General features: G+C 64.4%; 22 protein-coding genes and 1 other RNA gene. 22 read left to right on the forward strand and 1 reads right to left on the reverse strand.

The window, feature by feature from the left end:
* The first annotated feature begins 102 nt into the window (after positions 1-102).
* From QAZ22_RS16265 to QAZ22_RS16290, 6 genes are all read left to right on the forward strand, one after another.
* Complete coding sequence (locus QAZ22_RS16265) at positions 103-822, forward strand: DnaJ family molecular chaperone (protein ID WP_278201776.1); 720 nt, start codon at positions 103-105, stop codon at positions 820-822.
* A complete protein-coding gene (locus QAZ22_RS16270) occupies positions 819-1,586 on the forward strand; it encodes an N-acetylmuramoyl-L-alanine amidase (protein ID WP_278201777.1) in 768 nt (255 codons plus the stop codon). The genes QAZ22_RS16265 and QAZ22_RS16270 overlap by 4 nt, the downstream gene beginning before the upstream one ends.
* Before the next feature lie 186 nt (positions 1,587-1,772).
* Positions 1,773-2,483 carry a lytic transglycosylase domain-containing protein gene (locus tag QAZ22_RS16275; protein ID WP_278201778.1) on the forward strand — a complete coding sequence of 237 codons (711 nt, stop codon included), beginning with the start codon at positions 1,773-1,775 and terminating at the stop codon, positions 2,481-2,483.
* A gap of 161 nt (positions 2,484-2,644) precedes the next feature.
* An RNA gene (gene rnpB, locus QAZ22_RS16280) (RNase P RNA component class A) lies at positions 2,645-3,045 on the forward strand.
* Positions 3,046-3,210: 165 nt separating this feature from the next.
* Positions 3,211-3,495: a type II toxin-antitoxin system ParD family antitoxin gene (locus QAZ22_RS16285; RefSeq protein ID WP_278201779.1), complete on the forward strand. Its 285-nt coding sequence runs from the start codon at positions 3,211-3,213 to the stop codon at positions 3,493-3,495.
* Positions 3,492-3,785 (forward strand): type II toxin-antitoxin system RelE/ParE family toxin, encoded by a 294-nt coding sequence (locus QAZ22_RS16290; protein ID WP_278201780.1) that lies wholly within the window; start codon positions 3,492-3,494, stop codon positions 3,783-3,785. Before QAZ22_RS16285 ends, QAZ22_RS16290 begins: the two co-directional genes overlap by 4 nt.
* A gap of 20 nt (positions 3,786-3,805) precedes the next feature.
* On the opposite strand, the gene QAZ22_RS16295 is transcribed toward QAZ22_RS16290, so the two are convergent.
* Complete coding sequence (locus QAZ22_RS16295; RefSeq protein WP_278201781.1) at positions 3,806-4,921, reverse strand: cystathionine gamma-lyase; 1,116 nt, start codon at positions 4,919-4,921, stop codon at positions 3,806-3,808.
* A gap of 398 nt (positions 4,922-5,319) precedes the next feature.
* Between QAZ22_RS16295 and mraZ the strand changes: the two genes are divergently transcribed.
* The 16 genes from mraZ to ftsZ all read left to right on the forward strand — a co-directional run bounded on the left by mraZ (position 5,320) and on the right by ftsZ (position 24,203).
* Complete coding sequence (gene mraZ / locus QAZ22_RS16300) at positions 5,320-5,778, forward strand: division/cell wall cluster transcriptional repressor MraZ (protein WP_278207863.1); 459 nt, start codon at positions 5,320-5,322, stop codon at positions 5,776-5,778.
* On the forward strand, positions 5,775-6,791 hold the full coding sequence (gene rsmH / locus QAZ22_RS16305; RefSeq protein WP_278201782.1) for a 16S rRNA (cytosine(1402)-N(4))-methyltransferase RsmH: 1,017 nt from the start codon (positions 5,775-5,777) through the stop codon (positions 6,789-6,791). The genes mraZ and rsmH overlap by 4 nt, the downstream gene beginning before the upstream one ends.
* Positions 6,792-6,795: 4 nt before the next feature.
* On the forward strand, positions 6,796-7,191 hold the full coding sequence (locus tag QAZ22_RS16310) for a hypothetical protein (protein WP_278201783.1): 396 nt from the start codon (positions 6,796-6,798) through the stop codon (positions 7,189-7,191).
* The gene (locus tag QAZ22_RS16315) at positions 7,188-8,912 is read left to right on the forward strand and encodes a penicillin-binding protein 2 (protein ID WP_278201784.1); all 1,725 of its coding nucleotides are present in this window, start codon (positions 7,188-7,190) and stop codon (positions 8,910-8,912) included. Before QAZ22_RS16310 ends, QAZ22_RS16315 begins: the two co-directional genes overlap by 4 nt.
* A gap of 54 nt (positions 8,913-8,966) precedes the next feature.
* Positions 8,967-10,421, forward strand: coding sequence for a UDP-N-acetylmuramoyl-L-alanyl-D-glutamate--2,6-diaminopimelate ligase (locus QAZ22_RS16320; protein WP_278201785.1), 1,455 nt, complete (start codon positions 8,967-8,969; stop codon positions 10,419-10,421).
* Positions 10,418-11,851: a UDP-N-acetylmuramoylalanyl-D-glutamyl-2,6-diaminopimelate--D-alanyl-D-alanine ligase gene (locus QAZ22_RS16325; protein ID WP_278201786.1), complete on the forward strand. Its 1,434-nt coding sequence runs from the start codon at positions 10,418-10,420 to the stop codon at positions 11,849-11,851. Before QAZ22_RS16320 ends, QAZ22_RS16325 begins: the two co-directional genes overlap by 4 nt.
* Positions 11,852-11,871: 20 nt before the next feature.
* Positions 11,872-12,954, forward strand: a complete 1,083-nt coding sequence (gene mraY / locus QAZ22_RS16330; protein ID WP_066990736.1) for a phospho-N-acetylmuramoyl-pentapeptide-transferase — start codon at positions 11,872-11,874, stop codon at positions 12,952-12,954.
* A gap of 8 nt (positions 12,955-12,962) precedes the next feature.
* The gene (murD, locus tag QAZ22_RS16335) at positions 12,963-14,363 is read left to right on the forward strand and encodes a UDP-N-acetylmuramoyl-L-alanine--D-glutamate ligase (RefSeq protein WP_278201787.1); all 1,401 of its coding nucleotides are present in this window, start codon (positions 12,963-12,965) and stop codon (positions 14,361-14,363) included.
* Complete coding sequence (gene ftsW / locus QAZ22_RS16340; protein WP_278072732.1) at positions 14,363-15,514, forward strand: putative lipid II flippase FtsW; 1,152 nt, start codon at positions 14,363-14,365, stop codon at positions 15,512-15,514. The genes murD and ftsW overlap by 1 nt, the downstream gene beginning before the upstream one ends.
* 6 nt (positions 15,515-15,520) lie before the next feature.
* Positions 15,521-16,645, forward strand: coding sequence for an undecaprenyldiphospho-muramoylpentapeptide beta-N-acetylglucosaminyltransferase (gene murG, locus QAZ22_RS16345; protein WP_278201788.1), 1,125 nt, complete (start codon positions 15,521-15,523; stop codon positions 16,643-16,645).
* Positions 16,642-18,048: a UDP-N-acetylmuramate--L-alanine ligase gene (gene murC / locus QAZ22_RS16350; RefSeq protein WP_278201789.1), complete on the forward strand. Its 1,407-nt coding sequence runs from the start codon at positions 16,642-16,644 to the stop codon at positions 18,046-18,048. The genes murG and murC overlap by 4 nt, the downstream gene beginning before the upstream one ends.
* Positions 18,045-19,010, forward strand: coding sequence for a UDP-N-acetylmuramate dehydrogenase (murB, locus tag QAZ22_RS16355; protein WP_278201790.1), 966 nt, complete (start codon positions 18,045-18,047; stop codon positions 19,008-19,010). Before murC ends, murB begins: the two co-directional genes overlap by 4 nt.
* 310 nt (positions 19,011-19,320) lie before the next feature.
* Positions 19,321-20,247 (forward strand): D-alanine--D-alanine ligase, encoded by a 927-nt coding sequence (locus tag QAZ22_RS16360; protein WP_278201791.1) that lies wholly within the window; start codon positions 19,321-19,323, stop codon positions 20,245-20,247.
* The gene (locus QAZ22_RS16365) at positions 20,235-21,176 is read left to right on the forward strand and encodes a cell division protein FtsQ/DivIB (protein ID WP_278201792.1); all 942 of its coding nucleotides are present in this window, start codon (positions 20,235-20,237) and stop codon (positions 21,174-21,176) included. Before QAZ22_RS16360 ends, QAZ22_RS16365 begins: the two co-directional genes overlap by 13 nt.
* The gene (gene ftsA / locus QAZ22_RS16370) at positions 21,173-22,480 is read left to right on the forward strand and encodes a cell division protein FtsA (protein ID WP_278072738.1); all 1,308 of its coding nucleotides are present in this window, start codon (positions 21,173-21,175) and stop codon (positions 22,478-22,480) included. Before QAZ22_RS16365 ends, ftsA begins: the two co-directional genes overlap by 4 nt.
* Before the next feature lie 67 nt (positions 22,481-22,547).
* Positions 22,548-24,203: a cell division protein FtsZ gene (gene ftsZ / locus QAZ22_RS16375; protein ID WP_278201793.1), complete on the forward strand. Its 1,656-nt coding sequence runs from the start codon at positions 22,548-22,550 to the stop codon at positions 24,201-24,203.
* Positions 24,204-24,435: the final 232 nt, after the last annotated feature.

Below are 24,435 nucleotides of genomic sequence, written 5' to 3' on the forward strand. Positions count from 1 at the left end.
CAAAGGCCGGCCTTCTTTTGTCGGTACTGCGGCCAGCAATCTGCGGACCTGCGGCATCGTCCCGGCTTGATAGCGGTGGCCGGTTCGCACTAAGAAGCCGGCATGTCGATTTGGGACCGCCTCGGCGACTTCATCGCTCGTGTTTCGTCGTCGGCGTCCTCGGGCGTCGCCGATGTCGTCGAGGCCGTGCGGACAGTGTTCTCCGGCGATGCGGATCTGCGCCGGCGCGTTGCCTTCTCGGTGGCGATGATCGCGCTCTCGGCCAAGATGGCCAAGGCCGACGGCATCGTCACCCAGGACGAGGTGCGCGCCTTCCAGGAAATCTTCGAGGTGCCGCCGAGCGAAACGCGCAACGTGGCGCGTCTCTACGATCTCGCCAAGCGCGATGTTGCCGGATTCGAAATCTATGCCCAGCGCATGGCGCAGCTTTGTGGTTCGGGTCATCCGAATTGCATGATGCTGGAGGACATACTCGACGGGCTGTTCCACATCGCCAAGGCGGACGGGCTGATCCACGAGCGGGAAGGGCAATTCCTGCATCGCATCGCCGAGATTTTCCGGATCGACGAGGCGCATTACCAGGCGATCCTGTCGCGTCACGTCAATCTCGGTGCCGCAGATCCTTATGTCGTTCTCGGCATCGAGCGCGGCAAGCCGCTCGAGGAGGTCAGGAAGCGCTACCGCAAGCTGATCTCCGACAATCACCCGGACAGGCTGATCGCCCGCGGCCTGCCGCAGGAGTTCATCAAGATCGCCACGACAAGGGTCGCCGCGATCAATGCCGCCTATGAGATGATCGAACGGGGTCTCAGGCACGTATGAGCGGTTTCCTGCCCGACCAGCCGGGTGCCGAGGTCAGGGTGTCACCGAATTTCGGCCCGCGACGCGAGACGTTCAGGCCCGACATGATCGTACTGCACTATACCGGCATGGCAACAGGCGCCGGCGCCGAGGCTTGGCTGTGCGATCCGGCGAGCGAGGTGTCCTCGCACTATCTTGTCCATGAGGACGGCCGGATCGTGCAGATGGTGCGCGAGAGCGACCGCGCCTGGCATGCCGGCAAGAGCTCGTGGTTCGGGCGTACCGACATCAACTCCTGCTCGGTCGGTATCGAGATCGTCAATCCCGGGCATTCGCTCGGCTACAAAGCCTTTCCGAAGCGGCAGATCGATGCCGTCATCGGCCTGTGCGCGGGGATCTCCGACCGGCATTCCATTGCGCCGCAAAGGGTGCTGGCACACTCTGATGTGGCGCCGGGGCGCAAGGTCGACCCGGGCGAGAAGTTTCCCTGGAAAGCTCTTTTCGCGGCCGGCGTCGGCCATCTCGTTCCCGCGGCTCCGATCAGGCAGGGAGCGGCGCTGAAGGCGGGTGACACCGGCGCCGAAGTCGAGGCACTGCAGTCGATGCTGGCGCTCTATGGCTATGGCGTCGAGATAACGGGGGTCTTCGATCGCCAGACGGAAATCGTCGTGGCGGCGTTTCAGCGGCATTTCCGGAGGCGGCTCGTCGATGGCGTGGCGGATGGCTCGACGATCCGCACGCTGCAACGGTTGCTGGCTGCCGTAAAGGCAACCTCATCCAAATAGTCTGGCCAGGCTGCCTAAATTACAATTTGTCATACAAAGTGAATTGCCTCGCCTTCATTGGCGCCAAATCGCTCTCCAAACGCATCTCCCGCAAGTTGTCGGACATCTATCCCCCAAAGATGCTCCGATGTTGAATTGGCCAAGCTGCGCGAAGTTCTTCGCGCGGTTCTAACAGAACAGGACTACATGCAGAGATTGACCGTTTTAGCGGCAGCCGTTGCTGCCGGAGTGATGACTTTTGCCTTCAGCCCGGCGAATGGCGCGCCCCTTAGCCTGCGGGCGGCCGACAATGGGTTCGCGGCAACCCCCGCGACGCCGAAGGCGACCCAAGATCGCAAAACCGCAAAATCCGACAAAGTCGCCGAGGCAAAGGTGCAGAAAGCCGCCACATCGAAGCCGGCGAAATCGACGGTCAAACGCAGTGCAAGGCGCGGCAGGCAAACGATCGATCTGACGGCGACAGCCTCCATCCGTCCCGAAAAGACCGCCCTTTCGTCCCCCGCTTCCGGCGACGGCCAATATTCGGCAATCATCGCCCGTTATGCGGCGAGCTATGGCGTTCCGGTGTCGCTCGCCAAGGCCGTCATCAAGATCGAGAGCAACTACCGCCCGAACATGGTCGGCAGCGCCGGCGAGATCGGCCTGATGCAGATCAAGCCGGCGACGGCGCGGATGATGGGCTATACCGGTTCGGCCAAGGGACTGTTCGATCCCGACACCAACATCAAATACGGCATGAAGTACCTCGCCATGGCGCAGGGCCTCGGCGGCGGCACGACCTGCGGCACGATCCTCAAATACAATGCAGGCCATGGCGCGAGGCGGATGAACCCGGTTTCCGCCGCCTATTGCAGCAAGGTGAAGGTGCAGATGGCGGCGCTCGGTTCGCCTGCCTAACGTATGTCGCCCAAAAGTGCGCAGCGGTTTTGGGAGAACGACATGCATAAATACAAGACTTAAAGCGCGTCGCCTGAATTCGCTTCGGCGCGACGCGCTTTAAAAGCGGATAGCTGCTTTTTTGTTTGCGTTTTCAGGTGCGAACCCCTTTATACGCGCTGCCAGCTGGCCGGGCGGCCGCGCCCGCGAGAGCCGAAAGGCTGCGGGTGAGGAAAGTCCGGGCTCCATGGAGACACGGTGCCGGCTAACGGCCGGCGGGGGAAACCCCAGGGAAAGTGCCACAGAAAGCAAACCGCCGCGGCACTTGCCGCGGCAAGGGTGAAAGGGTGGGGTAAGAGCCCACCGCGCGACTGGCAACAGGAGCGGCACGGCAAACCCCACCGGGAGCAAGACCGAATAGGGGCGGTGCGAGGGGAAACCTTCGAGGGCTGTTTCCGGCCCACCGCCCGGGTAGGTTGCGTGAGGCGCGTGGCAACACGCGCCCAAGATGAATGGCCGCCACGTTCTCGCGCCGCAAGGCGCGAGGGCCATACAGAACCCGGCTTACAGGCCAGCTGGCATTTTCCGATATCGACAATGCCCTTGATATCAACAGGTTGCAGCCATGGGCGTGCCTGCTGATTCAAGCGCCTGGAGTTGGCTCGGTTCCACGGCTCTACCGATGCGTTCCTTGAAACCGGTACGATTAAATCGTACCTTGGTTACAGGGAAGGCATCGGAGCGCGTCATGGGCCAGGTCGACAAACGCAGCATCACACTTTCGCCCGAGCTGGCGCGGGCGGTCGACGACGTGGTCGCCGCCGGCGAGTACGCTTCGGCGAGCGAAGTGATCCGGGATGCGCTCAGGCAATGGAAGGACCGGCGCGACCTGCTCGGCTATACTGTCGAGGAACTGCGCAAGCTGGTGCAAGAGGGGATCGACAGCGGGCCGGGCCGGGACGGCCAGCCAATCATGGAGCGTTTGCGCGCCAAATATGCAAAGATGGCCGACGCCCGAGGCTTCGAGGAGTGAAATACCGGCTGCTTCCCCGGGCAGAATCCGACGTTGAAGCTATCGGCGACTATATCGCCGAACGAAATCCCAGTGCTGCGGTCCGCCTCGTCCACGCGCTGGAGAGGCGATGGGATTTGTTGACCTTGCATCCTTTCTCCGGCGCTCCCCGTGACGAGATCGGGCCAGGCATCCGCCACCTGATCGTGGGCGAATATCTTACTCTTTATCGCGTTACCGAGGATGCGATCGAAATCATCCGCGTGCTGCACGGGCGGCGTAACATAGAAGCTGGCGACGTGAGTTTGTAATCGACTGGACTGGGCGACAGTCAACCGCCAAGCCGGTCCAGAGACGCCTCGATCGCCTGCCACAATACCTCCACCGGCTCGCAGCCGATGGCCAGCCTTACGAAGCCGGGCGGCACGGCATCGCCGCGCTTCGATCGCCGTTCGGCCGATGTATGCACGCCGCCGAAGGACGTCGCCGATTCAATCAGCGGGCAGTTGTCGATGAAATCCTCGGCCTTTTGCTCGGAGGCCAGCTCGAACGAGATGAGGAAGCCGAAGCGTTCCATCTGCGCTCGCGCCAGATTGTGCGAGGGGTCGCCCTCGAGGCCCGGAAAGCGCAGGCCGCTCACGGCGCGATGCCCCTTGAGACGACGGGCGATCGTTTCCGCCGAAGAGCACATGCGGTCGAAGCGCACCTCCAGTGTTTCGAGGCCGCGATGCACGAGCCAGGCCTCGAACGGGCCGGGGATGCCGCCGGCCGTCTCGCGCCAATCCTTGACCCTTGCGACAATGTCCGGATCGCGGCTGGCGACATGGCCGAACAGCACATCCGAGTGACCATTGATCGCCTTGGTGTCGGCCGACACGACGATGTCGGCGCCGAGGTCGAGCGGGCGCTGGCCGAAGGGCGTCATCGTGGTGTTGTCGACGATGAGAAGCGCGCCTTGCTCGTGGGCGGCCTTGGCGACGGCGGCGATGTCGCAGATGTCCAGCCGCGGGTTGGACGGGGTTTCGACGAAGACCAGCCGGTAGCCGGCGAAACCGCCGTCTAACATGTTGGACGTCGCTCTCACGTCATAGGTGACGCCGAGCGGTTTCAGGAAACGCTCCGCCAGCGCGCGTGTCGTGTGGTAGCCGTCCGAGGGCAGGAGGATGCGGTCGCCCGATTTGACGAGCGCGAAAAATGCCGCCGAAATCGCGGCCATTCCCGATGGAAAGGCGACGCACTGAGCATCTTCGAGGTGGGCCAACATATGCTCGACAGCATGCCAGGTCGGATTGCTGAAGCGGCCATATTGATCGAAGCCGGTCGCGTCGCCCGGCGAATGAAAGATCGAGGCCATGATCAGCGGCAAGGGGATCGGATCGCCCTTGGCGAAATCGCCGCTGCGCAGATGGGCAAGTGTCGCGGCGCGTGACTTCGCGGTTTCGGACATGGGCTCATTCCTTCGCTGAACAGGGGTTCGACGCTAGGCGCGCCGGCTGTTCCCAGCAAGCCGCGTCTTTTTGGGCCAGATCGTTCTAAACGCTTCGTTAGGCTTAATGGACGATAAAGACGGGACGTGCCGTCAGCCTGCTCCTTCTGGTTGTGGCGCGTGCGTTTGTGATACCTCTTCCCGTTGACGCCCATAGTGCCCCATGATATCCCATTCGCATCATCAAGCCTTCGTTCCGCGTCAGGGTGAAGCGTGCGCCAATCGGGCAGTCGCGGCGGCTGCGCGTTTGCCGGTTTTCGCCTTGGTGAATGAAGCGATTTGTCGCGAGGCGATGCGCGGCGGCGGCGCGGAGAAAAACATGGGAAGGGGTGCGGCGGCGACAGCGGCTGTAACGTGTGGTGGACCGATTTCTGTCGAACGCAGTGAACAGGATCGATGCGAAGGGGCGGGTGTCCGTCCCGGCGCATTTCCGCGCGGTCGTGCAGAAACGTGGCTATGCGGAGCTCTATGCGCTACGCTGCCTGGACCTTCCGGCGATGGACGTCGGCGGGCTCGATCTGCTCGACCGCTACGAGCAGCGGATCGCGCTCGAGGATCCCTTCCTGCAGACGGCGGACGATATGTCCTTCTTCTGCCATGGCGACGGGACGTTCCTGAAACTCGACCAGGACGGCCGCATCACGATGACCGATTTCATCCGCGAGCACACGGGCATCTCGAACGAGGTGGCGTTTGTCGGCCGCGGCAATTTCTTTCAGATCTGGGAACCGGGCCGGCTTGCCGCCTATGGCGCGCAGGCGCGGGCCAGGCTTTTGCAGCTTCGGCAGGGGACGAAGCCTGGGGAGCGACCGGAATGATGGCTGGCCACGGCGATGATCCTCACGCCGTTGGCGGACTGGTCCGTCACATTCCGGTCCTCCTTGCCGAAGTGCTGGAGGCGCTTCAGCCCAAGGCGGGCGAGACGATCATCGACGGGACGTTCGGCGCCGGCGGTTACACCGGCGCCATCCTCGAGCGCGGCGCCTCGGTCGTGGCCATCGACCGCGACCCGGATGCGATTGCCGCGGGCAGGGCTCTTGAGCGGCAGGCCGGCGGCAGGCTGACGCTCGTGCAGGCGCCGTTCTCGACACTCGACGAACACGTCGATAGCGCCGACGGCGTCGTGCTCGACATCGGCGTTTCTTCCATGCAGCTCGACCAGGCCGAGCGCGGCTTTTCCTTTCGCGCCGACGGACCGCTCGACATGCGCATGGCGCAGGCGGGCCTGAGCGCCGCCGACGTCGTCAACACATTCAAGGCGGGTGACCTTGCCCGCATCTTCGGTTTTCTTGGCGAGGAGCGGCATGCCGGCCGCATCGCCCGCATGATCGAGAGCCGGCGCGAGAAGCGGCCTTTCGAGCGCACGCTCGACCTCGCGGACGCCATCGCCACCCATATCGGCCGAGCGCCGAAGGACAAGATCCATCCGGCCACACGCGTCTTCCAGGCGCTGCGCATCTTCGTCAACGACGAGCTTGGCGAGCTGGCGAGCGCGCTGTTTGCCGCCGAGCGCGTGCTCAAGCCCGGCGGGCGGCTTGCGGTGGTCACCTTCCACTCGCTGGAGGACCGCATCGTCAAGCGCTTCATCGCCGATCGCGCCGATGCGGCATCGGGCTCGCGCCACATGCCCGACGCGCCGGCGCGGCTGGCGACCTTCCGCAAATCCGGCGGCGGGGTCACGCCGGGAGAGGCCGAGATCGCCGCCAATCCGCGGGCGCGCTCGGCCAGGCTGCGCGCGGCGATCCGCACCGACGTGCCGGCGCGCGCCGGCGATTTTTCGATTTTCGGCCTTCCAAAGCTTCCCGCCGTCGAGCGGCCGGGGGAGAGGTAAGCACGTGTTTCGTACCAGCGACATAGTCCTGATCGCCGTCATGGTCTCGGCGGCGGCGTTGACCTACAAGACCAAGCGCGAAGCCGAGGACCAGCTGGCGGCGGTGCAGAAGATCCAGGCGCAGATCCGCTACGAGGAAGACACGATCGATCTTCTGAAGGCCGACTGGAGCCTGCTCACCCAGCCGGCGCGGCTGCAGAAGCTTGCCGAAATCTACAAGACGCAGCTCGGGCTCGAGCCGCTCAATGCCCACCAGATCGGCGGCCTCGACGACGTGCCCGTGAAGCCGGTCAACATCGAGGACCTGTCCTCGCAGCGGCTTGGCGGCATGGCCGACAATTCCGGCAAAGGGCCCTCGGGCGGCAAGGATCCGGTGGTGACGGGGAGCACCGTTCAATGATCAGCAGGCTTCCAAGGATCGGTAACCTGCTGAAACGTCGAAAGAAGGTGGCTGAGGACGGCTCGATCGTCGTCGACGCCGCCCGCAAGGCGACCGGCGGCAAGGCCAAAACCCGCATCGTCATGACGATGGCGGTGTTCTTCACCATCTATTCGACGATTGCCGGCCGGCTGGTCTATCTCGGCCTGCAGAATCCGGACATGTCCGGCGGCCCGCAAAGCCGCGTCACGGCCTCACGGCCGGATATCGTCGATCGCAATGGCGAGGTGCTGGCGACCGACATCAAGACCGCATCGCTGTTCGCCGAGCCGCGCCGCATCGTCGATGCCGACGAGGCGATCGAGAAGCTCTCGACGGTGCTTCCCGAGATCGACTATGAGCAGACCTATCACAAGCTCAAGAGCGGCGCCGGCTTCGTCTGGTTGCAGCGGCAGCTGACGCCGAAGCAGCAGGCCGACGTCATGGCGCTCGGCATTCCCGGCCTTGGCTTCCGCACCGAAAAGCGCCGCTTCTATCCGAGCGGCGAGACGTCTTCCTACGTTGTCGGGCTCACCAACATCGACAATAAGGGCATCTCCGGCATGGAGAAATATATCGACGACCAGGGTCTGACCGACCTGCAGGCGTCGGGACTGGCGGTGGCCAGAGACCTGAAGCCGGTGAAGCTGTCGATCGATCTGCGCGTCCAGCACGTGGTGCGCGACGAGGTAGCGACCGGCATGGAGCGGTTCCACGCGATAGCTGCGGGCGCGGTCGTCCTCAACATCAAGACCGGCGAAGTGCTGGCCATGGCCTCGGTGCCGGATTTCGATCCCAACAATCCCTACAACGCCCAGGACAAGGACCGGCTGAACCGCATGTCGGCCGGCCTCTACGAGATGGGCTCGACCTTCAAGAGCTTCACCACAGGCATGGCGCTCGACTCGGGCAAGGTGACCCTGGAGAGCCGCTTCGACGCGTCGCGTCCGATCAGGATCGGCCGGCAGACCATCCATGACTTCCACAGCAAGGGCCGTGTGCTTTCGGTGCCTGAAGTGTTCATCTATTCGTCCAACATCGGCTCGGCCAAGGAAGCCGAGGCTGTCGGCATCGAAGGGCATCGCGAGTTCCTGCATCGGCTTGGCGTGCTCGAAAAGATGCAGACGGAATTGCCGGAAGTGGCGCGCCCGACCGAGCCAAAAGTCTGGAAGCAGGTCAATTCGATCACCATCGCCTTCGGCCATGGCGTCTCGACGACGCCGCTGCAGACCGCCGTCGGCTGCGCCGCGCTGATGAGCGGCTATCTGATCGAGCCGACCTTCTTGCCGCGCACGGCAGAACAGGCGATGGAAGTGGCCAAAAGGGTGGTCAAGGACAAGACCGTCGAAGGGATGCGCTATCTCTACGCGCTCAACGCCGAGAAGGGGTCCGGCAAGAACGCCAGGGTTCCGGGCTACCGTGTCGGCGGCAAGACCGGCACAGCGGAGAAGGTCGTCAACGGACGCTACTCGAAGGAAAAGAACTTCAATGCCTTCGTCGCCGCTTTCCCGATGGACGATCCACAATATATCGTGCTGACGATCGCCGACGAGCCGAAGCCGGAAAAGCCCGGCATGGGGGCCACCGCCGCCTCGAACGCGGGCATCATGGCAGCCAACATCATCAGGCGTGCGGCTTCCATGCTTGGCGTGAAGCCAGATTTCAGCCATGAAAATGGTGCAACGCTGGTTTCCTATCAGTGATTCTTGGGGCGCGCCGGCAACTGCGCGCTATTTTGTTGCGATGAACGGGACTCGATGCATCTGAAAGATCTAGCCGGTATCCTACCTGTCGAGGGGACAGCTTCCCGCGATCTGGAGGTTACCGGAATTTCCTCCGATTCCCGCCAGGTAAGACCGGGCGTCGTCTTCTTCGCGCTTGCCGGCAGCAAGGCCGATGGCGCGGCCTACGCGGCTGACGCCGCCGGCCGCGGTGCTGCGGCGATCGTCGCCGGCCGCGGCAACGCGATCTCAGCACTGCCGATCCCGGTTCTTGCCGTGGACGATCCGCGCCTGGCATTGGCGCTGAGCGCCGCGCGCTTCTTCGGCAAGCAACCCGGGACGATGGTCGCCGTCACCGGCACCAGCGGCAAGACGTCGGTTGCCGCGTTCACCCGTCAGATCTGGGAGCAGGCGGGTTTTGCCGCCGCGTCGATCGGGACGACGGGCGTGGTGGCGCCAGGGCGCAACGAGTATGGTTCTCTGACCACGCCGGATCCGGTGGCGCTGCACAGACTGCTCAAGGAATTGGCGGATGAAGGCGTCACCCACGCTTCGATGGAAGCCTCCAGTCACGGCCTCGATCAGCGCCGCCTCGACGGCGTAAAACTGGCAGCCGGCGGTTTCACCAATCTCGGCCGCGACCACATGGACTACCACCCGACGGTCGAGGACTATCATCGCGCCAAGCTGCGGCTGTTCGACACGCTGCTGCCGAAGGGCGCGCCGGCAGTGATCTTCGCCGACGATCCCTGGTCGGAGCAGACGATTCATGCCGCGCGAACAGCTGGCCTGAATGTGCTGACCGTCGGCCGCCATGGCGAATTCCTCACGCTCAAGCGCGTCGAGCATGAGCGGCGGCGCCAGCGTGCCGAGGTCGAGGCCGACGGCGTGCTTTACGAGATCGACCTGCCGCTGGCCGGCGATTTCCAGATCGCCAACGCGCTGGTTTCGGCCGGTCTTGCCATCTCGACTGGAACATCGGCCGGCAAAGCCTTGGCGGCATTGGAGAAACTGAAAGGCGCGCCCGGGCGGCTCGACCTCGTCGGCACGACGGCAGCCGGCGCTCCGGTCTATGTCGATTATGCGCATAAGCCCGACGCGCTGGAGAACGTGCTCTCTTCGGTGCGTCCCTTCACCACGGGCCGCGTCGTCGTCGTGTTCGGCTGCGGCGGCGATCGCGACCGCGGCAAGCGGCCGATCATGGGCGAGATCGCCACCCGGCTCGCCGACGTCGTTATCGTCACCGACGACAATCCGCGCACCGAAATTCCGGAAACCATTCGCGCTGCAATCCTTGCCGCGGCACCCGGCGCCATCGAGATCGGCGACCGCCGCAAGGCGATCCATGAGGCGGTCGCCATGCTTCATGCCGGCGACACGCTGATCGTTGCCGGCAAGGGGCATGAAGAAGGCCAGACGATCGGCACCGAGACTTTCCACTTCTCCGACCACGAGGAAGTGCGCGAGGCGCTCCAGGAGCGCGTCGCATGAGCTTGCTCTGGACGTCGGAGGCACTAGTCGAGGCCATGGGAGGCAGGCCGATAGGCTCGCTGCCGGCAGGCATTACCGGCATCTCCATCGACAGTCGCAGCCTCGAGCCCGGGAACGCCTTCTTCGCCATCAAGGGCGAGACGATGGACGGCCACGATTTCGCGACCGCAGCGGTGAAGGCGGGTGCTGCCGTGCTGGTCGTCGCCGAGGGCAAGCTGCCGTCGCTCGGAAGGCTTACGGCACCGATGATCGTGGTGCAGGACGTACTCGCAGCCCTTGAAAAGCTCGGCGTTGCGGCTCGCGCGCGGTCACGGTCCAAGATCATCGCGGTGACCGGTTCCGCCGGCAAGACGACGACGAAGGAAGCGCTGCGCCATGTGCTGTCGGCGGTCGGCAAAGTGCATGCCTCCGCGCAATCGTTCAACAACCACTGGGGCGTGCCGCTGACCTTGGCGCGCATGCCGCAAGACTGCGACTACGCGGTTTTCGAGATCGGCATGAACCATCCGGGTGAGATCAGGCCGCTCGTCAGGATGGTCAGGCCGCATGTCGCGATCGTGACGCTGATTGCCGCCGCGCATCTCGGCTTCTTCAAGAATCTCGACGAGATCGCCATGGCCAAGGCCGAGATTTTCGAGGGCATAGAGCCCGGCGGCGCAGCACTGCTCAACCGCGACGATCCGCGCTGGAAGCTGCTCGGGAAAATGGCGAGAGAGGCCGGCGTCGAGCATGTCTTCGGCTTCGGCGAAAACGTCCGCTCGGCCTTCCGCCTTGTCGGCTGCGAGCTTCATGCCGACCATTCCGACATCGCCGTCAAAATCGGCAAGAAGGACGTGACGGCCCGTGTCGGGGCGCCTGGCCGACACATCGTACAGAATGTGCTGGCCGTGTTGGGGGCCGCGCAACTGGTCGGCGCCAACCTCGACAAGGTGGCAGCAGCGCTTGCCGACCTCTCGGCCGAGCGCGGGCGCGGCAGGCGCCACATATTGCGTCATCCGAACGGTCCGATCACGCTGATCGACGAGAGCTACAATGCCAACCCGGCGTCGATGGCGGCAGCCATGGCGCTGCTCAACGCCACGCCTGTCTCAGGCGAGGGCAGGCGCATCGCCGTGCTTGGCGACATGCTGGAACTCGGCAGCCATTCGGCGAAACTCCATGCGGCACTGGCCGAGCTCATCGTCGGTACCGGGACGCGCAACGTCTTTCTCGGCGGTCCGGAGATGCGGGCGCTGGCCGACGTTCTGCCCTCCGATGTCGAAACCGAATACCGGTCAGGCGCGGAAGAGCTGAAACCGGTCGTGATGTCGGCAATCAGGCCGGGCGACGTGGTCATGGTCAAGTCGTCGAAAGGCATCGGATTTTCAAAGCTGGTCGAGGCATTGCTCGGCAAATTTCCGGCGGAAGCCACAACCATCGAACCGACCTGAGGTCGGGATCCGGGGGACGGATGCTCACTTTACTCGTTGATTTCGCGGACAAGATCTCGGCCTTCAATGTCTTCCGCTACATCACTTTTCGCACCGGCGGCGCGCTGATCACGTCGGCGCTGATCGTCTTCATATTCGGGCCGACGATCATCAATTCGCTGCGGCTTCGCCAAGGCAAGGGCCAGCCGATCCGCGCCGACGGACCGCAGACGCATTTCAAGAAGGCGGGAACGCCGACCATGGGCGGGCTGATGATCCTGTCCGGCATCATCGGCTCTTCGCTCCTGTGGGCGAACCTTTCCAGCATCTATGTCTGGGTGGTGCTTCTGGTCACCGTCGGCTTCGGCTCGATCGGCTTCTACGACGATTATCTCAAGGTCACCAAGCAGTCGCATCTGGGCTTTTCCGGCAAGGCGCGGCTGGCGATCGAATTCGTCGTCGCCGGCATCGCCGCCTGGGTGATCATGCATAATGGTCAGGCGCCGTTCTCGTCCTCGCTGACCTTCCCCTTCGCCAAGGAATTCCTGATCAATCTCGGCTGGTTCTTCGTGCCGTTCTCCTGCTTCGTCATCGTCGGCGCGGGCAATGCGGTGAACCTGACCGACGGCCTCGACGGCCTGGCGATCGTGCCCATCATGATCGCGGCGGCATCCTTCGGCGTCATCGCCTATCTTTCCGGTAACGCGGTCTTCGCCGAATACCTGCAGATCCACTTCGTTCCCGGCACCGGCGAACTCGCCGTCGTGCTCGGCGCGGTGATCGGCGCCGGCCTCGGCTTCCTGTGGTTCAACGCCCCGCCGGCCGCGATCTTCATGGGCGACACCGGCTCGCTGGCGATGGGTGGCCTGATCGGCACCATCGCGGTCGCCACCAAGCACGAGATCGTGCTGGTCATCGTCGGCGGCCTGTTCGTGGTGGAGATCTTGTCGGTCATCATCCAGGTCGGCTACTTCAAGATGACCGGCAAGCGCGTCTTCCTGATGGCGCCGATCCATCACCATTTCGAAAAGCTGGGCTGGACCGAGAGCCAGGTGGTGATCCGCTTCTGGATCATCGCCGTCATCCTGGCGCTGGTCGGCCTCTCCACCCTCAAGCTCAGATAGGATACCGCTTGATCGCCGCCGCTTCCTTCGCAGGCAAACGCGTTTCGCTCTTCGGGCTCGGCGGTTCGGGGATTGCCACCGCGCATGCGCTGATCGCCGGCGGCGCCGAGATCCTCGCCTTTGACGACAATCCCGACAGCGTCGCCAAGGCGGCCGCCGCCGGCATTGCGACCGGCGACCTGCGCGCCGCCGACTGGTCGCGCTTCGCGGCCTTCGTCCTGTCCCCCGGCGTGCCGCTCACGCATCCGAAGCCGCATTGGGCGGTGGAGCTGGCGCGCGGCGCCGGCGTCGAGGTGATCGGCGACATCGAGCTGTTCTGCCGCGAGCGCATCCAGCGCGCGCCGAGCGCGCCCTTCATCGCCATCACCGGCACCAACGGCAAATCGACGACGACGGCGCTGACGGCGCACATCCTGAAATCGGCCGGACGTGATACCCAAATGGGCGGCAATATCGGCCGCGCCGTCATGACGCTCGATACACCGGAACCCGAGCGGCACTATGTGGTGGAGTGCTCCTCCTACCAGATCGATCTCGCGCCCTCGATCAATCCGACCGCCGGCATCCTGCTCAACCTGACGCCCGACCATCTCGACCGGCACGGCACGATGGCGCATTACGCCTCGATCAAGGAAAGACTGGTCGCCGGCAGCGACGCCGCGATCATCGGCGTCGACGATTCCTGGTGCGCCCAGATCGCCGACCGGCTGGAACGAGCCGGAAAGCAAGTGATCCGCATCTCCAAGCGCCTGCCGCTGACCGACGGCTATTTCGCCGACGGCACCAATCTGATGGAGGCCGTGAACGGCCGTTACAGCCGTGTCGCTTTCCTCGAAGGCATCGGCTCGCTGCGCGGCCAGCACAATGCGCAGAACGCGCTCGCCGCGGTCGCGGCCTGCCTCAGGGTCGGTCTCGAGCTCGGCGAGATCCAGGCGGGGCTGGAAAGCTTCCCCGGGTTGGCGCACCGCATGGAGCAGGTAGGCCGCAAGGACCATGTTCTGTTTGTCAACGATTCCAAGGCGACCAATGCCGACGCGGCGGCACCCGCGCTGTCGAGCTTCAACCGCATCTACTGGATCGCCGGCGGCCTGCCCAAGGAAGGCGGCATCGAGCCGCTGCGCGGCTTCTTCCCGCGCATCGCCAAGGCTTATCTGATCGGCGAGGCAGCACCTGCTTTCTCCGCCACTCTCGGCGAGGCGGTGCCTTACGAAATCTCCGGAACGCTGGCGGCCGCGGTCGAGCATGCCGCCCACGACGCCGCGGGCGACACCAGTGGCGAAGCGGTGGTGCTGCTTTCGCCGGCCTGCGCCAGTTTCGACCAGTTCAAGAATTTCGAGGTTCGCGGCGAAGCCTTCAGGCAAGCTGCGACTGCTATTGATGGAGTGAAACCCATCGGAGGGCCACGTTGATGCAAAGCCGTCTCGACAAAAGTCCAGTCGCAACCTGGTGGTGGACGATCGATCGCTGGTTCCTGGCGGCATTCCTGTCGCTGATGGGGCTGGGCATCGTCCTGTCCTTCGCGGCAAGCCCAGCGGTCGCCGAGCGCATCGGCCTCGACAGCTTCCACTTCGCCACAAGGCAGATCATCTTCACCATCCCGGCGCTTGTCGTGATGCTGGCCGTTTCCTTCCTGGAAGCACGGCAAATCAGGCGCATGTCGCTGGTGATGATCTGCATCATGCTGGTGCTGATGGTGGCGGTGCTCTATATCGGCGTCGAGGTGAAGGGTGCGCGGCGCTGGGTGTCGCTGGCCGGGCTTTCGATCCAGCCGTCCGAATTCCTGAAGCCTGCCTTCGTCATCATCTGCGCCTGGCTGTTCGCCGAGCACAAGCGCCAGCCCGACATCCCCGGCAATCTCTTCGCCATGCTCTTGCTTGCGCTGGTGATCTCACTGCTCGTGGCACAGCCTGATCTCGGCCAGACGATGCTGGTGTTGGGCACGTGGGGTGTGATGTTCTTCATGGCCGGCTTGCCCTGGTTCTGGATCGTCGCACTGGGTGCCGCCGGCGTCGGCGGCGTGTTCGCTGCCTATACCGTCTTCCCGCACGTCGCCGCCCGCATCGACAAGTTCCTCACCGGCGAAGGCGACACATTCCAGGTCGACATGGGCCGCGAAGCGCTGATCAATGGCGGCTGGTTCGGCGTCGGCCCGGGCGAGGGCACGGTGAAGCGGGTCATTCCGGACAGTCACGCCGACTTCGTGTTCTCGGTCGCGGGCGAGGAATTCGGGCTGATCATGTGCTTCTTCATCATGTCGATCTTCGCCTTCATTGTGCTGCGCGGATTGAGCATCGCACTCAAGGAGCATGACGATTTCACCCGCTACGCCGTTGGTGGGCTGGTCACCATCTTCGGCCTGCAATCGGCCATCAACATGTGCGTGAACCTGCAGCTGATGCCCGCCAAAGGCATGACGCTGCCCTTCATCTCCTATGGCGGCTCCTCGCAGATCGCGATTGCCGTCTCGATGGGCATGGTGCTGGCGCTGACGCGCAGACATCCCGAAAAGCGCAAGCAGATGGGCTATGCTTTCTCGCAGCGCACTATCGCGGCGGAATGAGGCTGGATGTCGAAGGGTGTTATCCTGCTTGCGGCCGGCGGAACGGGCGGGCATCTGTTCCCGGCCGAGGCGCTTGCGCATGAACTGATCGAGCGCGGCTGGAAGGTGCATCTTGCCACCGACCACCGCGCCGAACGCTATTCGCGCCAGTTTCCCGCCGTCGAAGTCCACTCGATCGCGTCGGCGACATTAGGCTCGAAAAATCCGATTGCCATGCTCTCGGCCTTCTGGAGCATCTGGCAAGGCGTGCGGCAAGCGGGGCGGGTGATCGCCAGGATCAAGCCCGAAGCCGTCGTCGGCTTCGGCGGCTATCCGACGCTGCCGCCGCTCTATGCGGCGACCCGGCGCAAGGTGCCGACGCTGATCCATGAGCAGAACGCCGTCATGGGCCGCGCCAACAAGGCGTTGTCGAGCCGGGTCGACGCGATTGCCGGCGGCTTCCTGCCGGAAGGGGCAAGTGCCGCCGGCGCCAAGACGGTGACCACCGGCAATCCGGTCAGGCCGCAAATCCTCGAAGCGGCGAAGACGCCCTACACGGTGTCCAACGACGGCGAACCGTTCCGCTTCCTGGTGTTCGGCGGCAGCCAGGGCGCGCAGTTCTTTTCCGACGCCGTGCCGGCGGCGATCGCGCTCCTGCCCGAAGCGCAGCGCAAACGGCTGGCGATCACCCAGCAAGCGCGCGCCGAAGACGTGGCGCGGGTAAAGGCGGCGTACGCCAGTCTCGGCGTCGACGCGCAGGTCTCGCCCTTCTTCACCGACATGGCGGCGCGCATGGCGGCGGCGCATCTGGTGATGTCGCGCTCCGGCGCCTCGACCGTATCGGAAATCGCCGTCATCGGCCGCCCGGCGCTGCTGGTGCCGTATCCGCATGCCCTCGATCACGACCAGGCGGCGAATGCCGCGGCACTCGCTGCCGCCGGCGGCGCCGAGCTCCATCCGCAGTCGACGCTCTCGGCCGAGCGGATTGCCGAGCTGGTCGGCGGGCTGATGCAGGACCCCGGTCGGCTGGCGGCGATGGCCGCGGCCGCCCGTTCGGCCGGAAAACCGGACGCAGCGCGGTTGCTCGCCGATCTGACAGAGGCTATTGCGTCCGGCAAAACGGTTTCGGACTATAGGAGGACGCGCGCATGAAGATGCCGCAGACGATCGGCCTCGTGCATTTCATCGGCATCGGCGGAATCGGCATGAGCGGCATCGCCGAGGTGCTGCACAATCTCGGCTACAAGGTGCAGGGCTCCGACCAGGCGGACGGCGCCAATGTGCAGCGGCTGCGCGACAAGGGCATCGAATGCTTCGTCGGCCACAAGGCCGAGAATATTGGCGACGCCGAGGTGGTCGTCGTGTCGACGGCCATCAAGAAGTCCAATCCCGAGCTCAAGGCGGCGCGCGAAAAACTGCTGCCGATCGTGCGGCGTGCGGAAATGCTCGCCGAGCTGATGCGCTTCCGCCAGGCGGTCGCCATCGGCGGCACGCATGGCAAGACGACGACCACTTCCATGGTGGCGACGCTGCTCGAGGCCGGCGGGCTCGATCCGACCGTCATCAACGGTGGCATCATCAACGCCTATGGCACCAATGCGCGCATGGGCGACGGCGAATGGATGGTGGTCGAAGCCGACGAGAGCGACGGCACCTTCCTGAAGCTGCCGGCCGACATCGCGGTCGTCACCAACATCGATCCCGAGCACCTTGACCACTATGGCAGCTTCGACAAGGTGCGCGAAGCCTTCCGCCAGTTCGTCGAGAACGTGCCGTTCTACGGCTTCGGCGTGATGTGCACCGACCATCCGGAGGTGCAAGCGCTGGTCGGCCGCATCGAGGATCGGCGCGTCATCACCTATGGCGAGAACGCCCAGGCCGACGTGCGCTTCACCAATCACCGCATGGACGGAGCGGTGTCGGAGTTCGACGTGGTGATCCGCGACCGCAAGGGCCGCGGCTCGACGACGATCAAGGACCTGCGGCTGCCGATGCCTGGCCGGCACAATGTCTCCAACGCGACGGCGGCGATCGCGGTCGCGCATGAGCTTGGCCTGTCAGCCGAGGCGATCAAGAAGGGCCTGTCGTCCTTTGCCGGCGTCAAGCGGCGCTTCACCCACACCGGCTCCTGGAACGGGGTCGAGGTTTTCGACGACTACGGCCACCATCCGGTCGAGATCGCCGCGGTGCTCAAGGCCGCACGCGGTGCCAGCAAGGGTCGCGTCATCGCGATCGCGCAGCCGCACCGTTTTACCCGGCTGCATGACCTGTTCAACGAGTTTTCCGTCTGCTTCAACGACGCCGACACGGTGATGGTGGCGCCGGTCTACCCGGCCGGCGAGGAGCCGATCGAAGGTGTCTCCTCGGACGCGCTGGTGTCGCGTATCCGCGCCGGCGGCCACCGCGACGCGCGCTATATCGAAGGCCCGGCGGCGATCGCGCCGGCCATCCGCGACCTGGCAAAGCCCGGCGACTTCGTCGTCTTCCTCGGCGCAGGCAACATCACGCAGTGGGCTTATGCGCTGCCCAAGGAACTTGGGGGAACGCCCTCATGATGCGCGGCCAGGCCCTGATAGACAAACTCGGCGACAAGCTTACCGGCCTGCGCGGCCGCATCACGCCCAACGCCGAGATGGACAAGATCACCTGGTTCCGTGCCGGCGGACTGGCGGAAGCGCTGTTCCAGCCGGCCGACGAGGAGGATCTCGCCGCTTTCCTGCGCGCCGTGCCGGAAGAGGTGCCGATCACGGTCGTCGGCGTCGGCTCGAACCTTCTGGTGCGCGACGGCGGCATCCCCGGCTTCGTGATCAGGCTGTCGGCCAAGGGCTTTGGCGAGGCCGAAGTCACCGGACCGACCACCATCGAGGCCGGCGCCGCGACACCGGACAAGCGCCTGGCGGCGGTGGCTTACGAAGCCGGCATCGGCGGTTTCCATTTCTATCACGGGATTCCAGGCGCCGTCGGCGGGGCACTGCGGATGAATGCCGGCGCCAATGGCGCCGAGACGCGCGAGCGAGTCGTCGAGGTGCGGGCGCTCGACCGCGCGGGCAATGTCCATACGCTGAGCAATGCCGACATGGGCTATGCCTATCGTCATTCGTCGGCGCCTGGCGGATTGATCTTCACCTCCGCCATCTTCGAGGGCATCCCGGAAGACAAGGCGGTCATCAAGGCGGCGATGGATGCCGTGCAGAACCATCGCGAGACGGTGCAGCCGATCCGCGAGAAGACCGGCGGCTCTACCTTCAAGAATCCCGAGGGCACTTCCGCCTGGAAGGAGATCGACAAGGCCGGCTGCCGCGGACTGATGATCGGCGGCGCGCAGATGTCGCCGATGCACTGCAACTTCATGATCAACACCGGCACTGCGACCGGCTACGACCTCGAATATCTCGGCGAGACGGTGCGGGCGAGGGTGCTGGAGAATTCCGGCATCCGGCTGCACTGGGAGATCAAGCGGCTGGGCGATTTTCGCCCCGGCCATGCCGTGCAGGAATTCCTGGGGCAGCTTCTTTAGCTCGCTGCGATCTTCAAGTAGTGCTTGAACATGCGCGGTCGGCGACGACGTCAAGCGTTGCTGCAAAGACTCAACAACACACTTTTCTCGCCCGTTTTCGCGGAAAGTGAATCTCTCGGAATCATAGGCACTTGCCAGGGAATCAACTCTCTGATTCTCTGCCCTAAAGCGTTTCCTGATTTGAGTCGTTTGACGCGTTACCCGCGTTTTCCGTCTGGGGGGCAACCTGCCGGAAGACTCGGACTCAATGTGCGGAAATGTTGCGTGCGGAAATGGCGGTTGCGGACCCGGCGTGAGAGGGAATGACGGGATGAAGAAGAAGCATGTGGCTGTTCTCCTGGGGGGATTCTCCTCGGAGCGGCCCGTGTCTCTGTCCTCGGGGAAGGCATGTGCGGATGCGCTCGAGAATGAAGGCTATCAGGTCACCCGTATCGATGTTTCGCGCGATGTCGGGACTGTGCTTGCCGAGCTCAAGCCCGATGTCGCCTTCAATGCGCTGCATGGCCCGTTCGGTGAGGATGGCACCATCCAGGGAATTCTCGAATATCTCGGAATTCCCTACACCCATTCGGGCGTGCTCGCTTCGGCGCTGGCCATGAACAAGGAACAGGCCAAGAAAGTCGCCAAGGCGTCCGGCATCCCGGTCGCGGAATCGAAGGTGGTCAACCGCTTCGCAGTCCAGAACAAGCATCCGATGAAGCCGCCTTACGTGGTGAAGCCGGTCAACGAGGGTTCGAGCTTCGGCGTCGTCATCGTGCATGAGGGGCAGTCGCATCCGCCACAGGTGATCGGCTCGTCCGAGTGGCAATATGGCGAGATCGTCATGGTCGAGCGCTACATCCATGGGCGCGAACTGACCTGCGCGGTGATGGGCGACGTGGCGCTCGGGGTCTGCGAGATCATTCCGACCGGCCATTCCTTCTACGACTACGATTCAAAGTACGTGCCCGGCGGATCAAAACACGAAACCCCTGCAAAAATTTCACCGAATATTTACCAAAAAATACAGACACTGGCCCTCAAGGCTCATCTTGCTATCGGTTGCCGGGGCGTTTCCCGGTCGGACTTCCGTTACGACGACCGTCACTCCGAAAACGGCGAGGTTGTCTGGCTCGAGATCAACACCCAGCCGGGCATGACGCCGACGTCTCTGGTGCCTGAAATCGCCGCGCAAGCGGGACACTCGTTCGGCGATTTGTTGAGTTGGATGGTGGAGGACGCTTCGTGTCTGCGTTGAGGTGGGGACAGGGCAAAGGCGGCGGGGCTGGGCCTACGCTGTTTGGTGTGTCGCTGTCGTTCGACCATTTCGTCTTGCCGCGCCAGCTTCGCCGGCCGGTGCGCTTGCTTGCTCGCCTCTGTGATGGCGAGTATGAGGCGCCGCGCTTTTCCGCCGCGATCCTCTCGGCTGCCTTGCTGGCTTCGGCTGGAGCCTATGGCGCTTATCTCGGCGGCTATAGCGACGCCATCGTGCAGGGTGTGACCGCCCGGACCGGATTCGCCGTCGACCAGATCAAGGTCGTCGGCAATCGCCAGACTTCGGAGATCGACATACTGGGCCAGCTCGGCCTCGACGGCTGGACGTCGCTGATCGGCTTCGATGCCGAGGCCGCGCGCGAGCGCATCGCGACCTTGCCTTGGGTCGAGGTTGCCGCGGTGCGCAAGATCTATCCGCACACGCTGGAGGTGCGTGTCGAGGAGCGTGAGCCTTTCGCGCTCTGGCAGCAGGGCAATTCGGTTTCGGTCATCGAGCGCTCGGGCGAGGTGATCGCGCCGTTCTCGGGTGGCAAGGAGGCTTTGCTGCCGCTGATCATCGGCACCGGCGCGCCGGCCAAGGCGCCGGAGTTTCTCGGCAAGATCAAGCGCTATCCCGAGCTTGCGGCTCGGGTCAAAGGCTATGTCCGTGTCGGCGAGCGGCGCTGGGATCTCAAGCTCGAGAACGGCATCACGGTGAAGCTGCCGGAAGACGGCGAGGATCAGGCGGTCGCCGAGCTCGTGAAGCTCGATCACGACAATGGGCTTTTGACGCGCGACATCGCCGCCGTCGACATGCGGCTCTCCGACCGGCTGGTGGTGGAGCTTTCGCCAGAAGCCGCGAGCCAGCGCGAAGCCGCTCTTAGCGAAAAGCCGAAGAGCCTGACGAAGCGCAAGTCGGAGACGAAGATATGAGCTGGCTTGGCGGCAGCGGTGATGCATCTTCGCGCCGGTCGGGCACGCTTACGGTGCTCGATGTCGGCTCGAGCAAGGTTTGCTGCGTGGTGGCGAAGCTGAAGCCGCGCGAGGACGGCAAGCTTCTGCGCGGGCGCTCGCATCGCATCCAGGTGATCGGCATCGGCCATCAGAAATCGCAAGGCGTGAAGTCGGGTGTCGTCGTCGATCTCGACCGAGCCGAGCATGCCATTCGCCTCGCCGTCGACGCGGCCGAGCGCATGGCGGGGCTCACCGTCGATTCCCTCATCGTCAACATGACGGCCGGCAGGCTGAAGAGCGAAGCCTTCTCGGCGACCATCAATCTTGGCGGCCATCAGGTCGAGGAAGCCGACATCAAGCGCGTGCTCGCCGCCGGCGCCAAGCAGGCGCTGCGGGCCGAGCGGGAAGTGGTCCATTCGCTTCCGGTGGGCTTTTCGCTCGACGCCGAACGCGGTGTGCGCGATCCGCGCGGCATGGTCGGCGATGCGCTCGGTGTCGACATGCATGTGCTGACAGGCGACGCCGCGCCTATGCGCAATCTGGAGCTTTGCATCAACCGCTCGCATCTGTCGGTCGAGCGCATGGTGGCGACGCCTTATGCGAGCGGTCTCGCGGCGCTGGTCGACGACGAACTCGAAATGGGCGCTGCCTGCATCGACATGGGCGGCGGCACCACGACGATCTCCGTGTTCGCGGAGGGCAAGTTCGTGCACGGCGACGCCATCGCCATCGGCGGCAACCATGTGACGCTCGACATGGCCAAGGGCCTGTCGACCTCGCTCGACGCCGCCGAACGGCTGAAGGTGATGCATGGCTCGGCGCTGCCCGGCAGCGCCGACGACCGCGACCTGGTCTCCATCCAGCCGATCGGCGAGGAAGGCGAGCTGCCGCTGCAGATCCCGCGCTCGATGATGACGCGCATCATCCGCGCGCGCATCGACGAGACGCTGGAGCTCTTGCGCGACCGGTTGAACAAATCGGGCTATGGCAACGCCGTCGGCAAGCGTGTCGTTCTCACCGGCGGTGCCAGCCAACTGGCTGGCCTGCCGGAGGCGGCGCGCCGCATCCTCGGACGCAATGTGCGCATCGGCCGGCCCCTCGGCGTGGCTGGCTTGCCGGAAGCGGCCAAGGGCCCGGCGTTTTCGACCCCGGTCGGACTTCTGATCTATCCGCAGATGGCGAGCTTCGAGAGCCATTCGGCGAAGGGACTTTCCGGTTTCAGGATGACCGGAACGGGCGGAAAACTGCATCGCATGAGTCAGTGGTTGAGAGACAGTTTTTAATTTGACGGGGACAGCCCCATAGGCGGCCGCAGCGGCGAGGCGGCGGGAAAGGCAAAGGACGGAGACAATGACGATCAATCTGCAAAAGCCGGACATCACCGAGCTGAAGCCACGCATCACCGTGTTCGGTGTCGGCGGCGGCGGCGGCAATGCCGTCAACAACATGATCACAGCCGGCTTGCGCGGCGTCGAGTTCGTGGTGGCCAATACCGACGCGCAGGCGCTGACGATGTCGAAGGCCGAGCGGCTGATCCAGCTCGGCGCGCATGTCACCGAAGGCCTCGGCGCCGGCTCGCAGCCGGAAGTCGGCCGCGCGGCGGCGGAAGAGTGCATCGACGAGATCATCGATCATCTCTCCAACACGCATATGTGCTTCGTCACCGCCGGCATGGGCGGCGGCACCGGCACGGGTGCTGCTCCGGTCGTTGCCCGCGCCGCGCGCGAGAAGGGCATCCTTACGGTCGGCGTCGTCACCAAGCCGTTCCATTTCGAAGGTCAGCGCCGCATGAAGACGGCCGACATGGGCATCGAGGAACTGCAGAAATGCGTCGATACCCTCATCGTCATCCCGAACCAGAACCTGTTCCGGCTGGCCAATGACAAGACCACCTTCGCCGATGCCTTCGCCATGGCCGACCAGGTGCTCTACTCGGGCGTTGCCTGCATCACCGACCTGATGGTCAAGGAAGGCCTGATCAACCTCGACTTCGCCGACGTCCGTTCGGTGATGCGCGAGATGGGCAAGGCGATGATGGGCACCGGCGAGGCTTCAGGCGAGGGCCGTGCGATGGCCGCCGCCGAAGCGGCGATCGCCAACCCGCTGCTCGACGAAACCTCGATGAAGGGCGCCAAGGGCCTGCTGATCTCGATCACAGGTGGCCGCGACCTCACCCTGTTCGAGGTCGATGAAGCGGCGACCCGCATCCGCGAGGAGGTCGACCAGGACGCCAACATCATCCTCGGCGCCACCTTCGACGAGGAGCTGGAAGGCGTGATCCGCGTTTCGGTGGTCGCCACCGGCATCGACAAGTCGGCGGCCGAAATCGCCGCGGCGCCGATTTCGATCCGCGCGCCGCAGAAGCCGGTCGCCCGTCCGGCGGCGCCTGTTCAGGAAAGCCGTCCTGCGCCGGTTCAGCAGCAGGCTTACGAGCCGCGCGCGGTCGATCCGGTCGCCGAGGCGATCCAGCTTGCCGAGGCAAACGCCGCCGCGATGGCGCAGCCGCGCCAGGCGCCGGTCGACGACTTCCGTCCGCAGAGCAAGATCTTCCAGGCCCCGCCGGCGCAGCCGCAGCCTCAACCGGTGGTGCAGCAGCAGGTCGTGCAGCCCGCGCCGCAGCGTGAGATGCCGCAGCCGGTGGCGGCGGCACCGCAGCGCATGCCACGCGTTGAGGACTTTCCGCCGGTTGTGAGGGCGGAAGTGGAAGCCAAGACCCGCCCTGCCGATCATGAGAACAGCGGACCGATGGGGCTGATCAAGCGGCTGACGAACGGCCTGACCCGCCGCGAGGAAGAACCGGCCCGGCTGCAGCCGGCACAGCCGCGCGAGCCGAAACTGCGCCAGGCGGCACCGGAAATGCGCCGTCTCGCCAGCCAGGACCCGCAGCTTTACGCACCGCGTCGCGGCCAGCTCGCCGACCAGGGCCGACTCACACCGCAGAGCCGCACGGTCCAGGAAGACGACCAGCTGGAGATTCCGGCATTCCTGCGCCGCCAAGCCAACTGATCGATACAGCGGGTCGCTGACCGTTAACGATATATAACGGTTGTTAACAGGCAGACGAGAGATCGTCTGCCTGTTGGCGTTAGAAAATGCCTGTAAAACAGAGGGTTATAAGCGCCTTCTCGTTCAGGGTAGCGGTTACATGGGGTAAGAAACCGTGATTTGGAGTCTCCCGGACGGGTCATTATCTTCGCGTCGGACTAAGTCGGTTAGCCGGGATTCGGGGAGTTAGCCC

Source organism: Mesorhizobium sp. WSM4906, assembly GCF_029674625.1.
In the GTDB taxonomy this organism is placed as follows: domain Bacteria; phylum Pseudomonadota; class Alphaproteobacteria; order Rhizobiales; family Rhizobiaceae; genus Mesorhizobium.

Excerpts from the sequence above, each read along its gene's own strand:
- QAZ22_RS16265 (WP_278201776.1), top strand. The coding sequence starts at position 103 with ATGTCGATTTGGGACCGCCTCGGCGACTTCATCGCTCGTGTTTCGTCG.
- QAZ22_RS16270 (WP_278201777.1), top strand. The coding sequence starts at position 819 with ATGAGCGGTTTCCTGCCCGACCAGCCGGGTGCCGAGGTCAGGGTGTCA.
- QAZ22_RS16275 (WP_278201778.1), top strand. The coding sequence starts at position 1,773 with ATGCAGAGATTGACCGTTTTAGCGGCAGCCGTTGCTGCCGGAGTGATG.
- QAZ22_RS16285 (WP_278201779.1), top strand. The coding sequence starts at position 3,211 with ATGGGCCAGGTCGACAAACGCAGCATCACACTTTCGCCCGAGCTGGCG.
- QAZ22_RS16295 (WP_278201781.1), bottom strand. The coding sequence starts at position 4,921 with ATGTCCGAAACCGCGAAGTCACGCGCCGCGACACTTGCCCATCTGCGC.
- rsmH (WP_278201782.1), top strand. The coding sequence starts at position 5,775 with ATGATGGCTGGCCACGGCGATGATCCTCACGCCGTTGGCGGACTGGTC.
- QAZ22_RS16315 (WP_278201784.1), top strand. The coding sequence starts at position 7,188 with ATGATCAGCAGGCTTCCAAGGATCGGTAACCTGCTGAAACGTCGAAAG.
- QAZ22_RS16320 (WP_278201785.1), top strand. The coding sequence starts at position 8,967 with ATGCATCTGAAAGATCTAGCCGGTATCCTACCTGTCGAGGGGACAGCT.
- QAZ22_RS16325 (WP_278201786.1), top strand. The coding sequence starts at position 10,418 with ATGAGCTTGCTCTGGACGTCGGAGGCACTAGTCGAGGCCATGGGAGGC.
- mraY (WP_066990736.1), top strand. The coding sequence starts at position 11,872 with ATGCTCACTTTACTCGTTGATTTCGCGGACAAGATCTCGGCCTTCAAT.
- ftsW (WP_278072732.1), top strand. The coding sequence starts at position 14,363 with ATGCAAAGCCGTCTCGACAAAAGTCCAGTCGCAACCTGGTGGTGGACG.
- murG (WP_278201788.1), top strand. The coding sequence starts at position 15,521 with ATGTCGAAGGGTGTTATCCTGCTTGCGGCCGGCGGAACGGGCGGGCAT.
- murC (WP_278201789.1), top strand. The coding sequence starts at position 16,642 with ATGAAGATGCCGCAGACGATCGGCCTCGTGCATTTCATCGGCATCGGC.
- murB (WP_278201790.1), top strand. The coding sequence starts at position 18,045 with ATGATGCGCGGCCAGGCCCTGATAGACAAACTCGGCGACAAGCTTACC.
- QAZ22_RS16360 (WP_278201791.1), top strand. The coding sequence starts at position 19,321 with ATGAAGAAGAAGCATGTGGCTGTTCTCCTGGGGGGATTCTCCTCGGAG.
- ftsA (WP_278072738.1), top strand. The coding sequence starts at position 21,173 with ATGAGCTGGCTTGGCGGCAGCGGTGATGCATCTTCGCGCCGGTCGGGC.
- ftsZ (WP_278201793.1), top strand. The coding sequence starts at position 22,548 with ATGACGATCAATCTGCAAAAGCCGGACATCACCGAGCTGAAGCCACGC.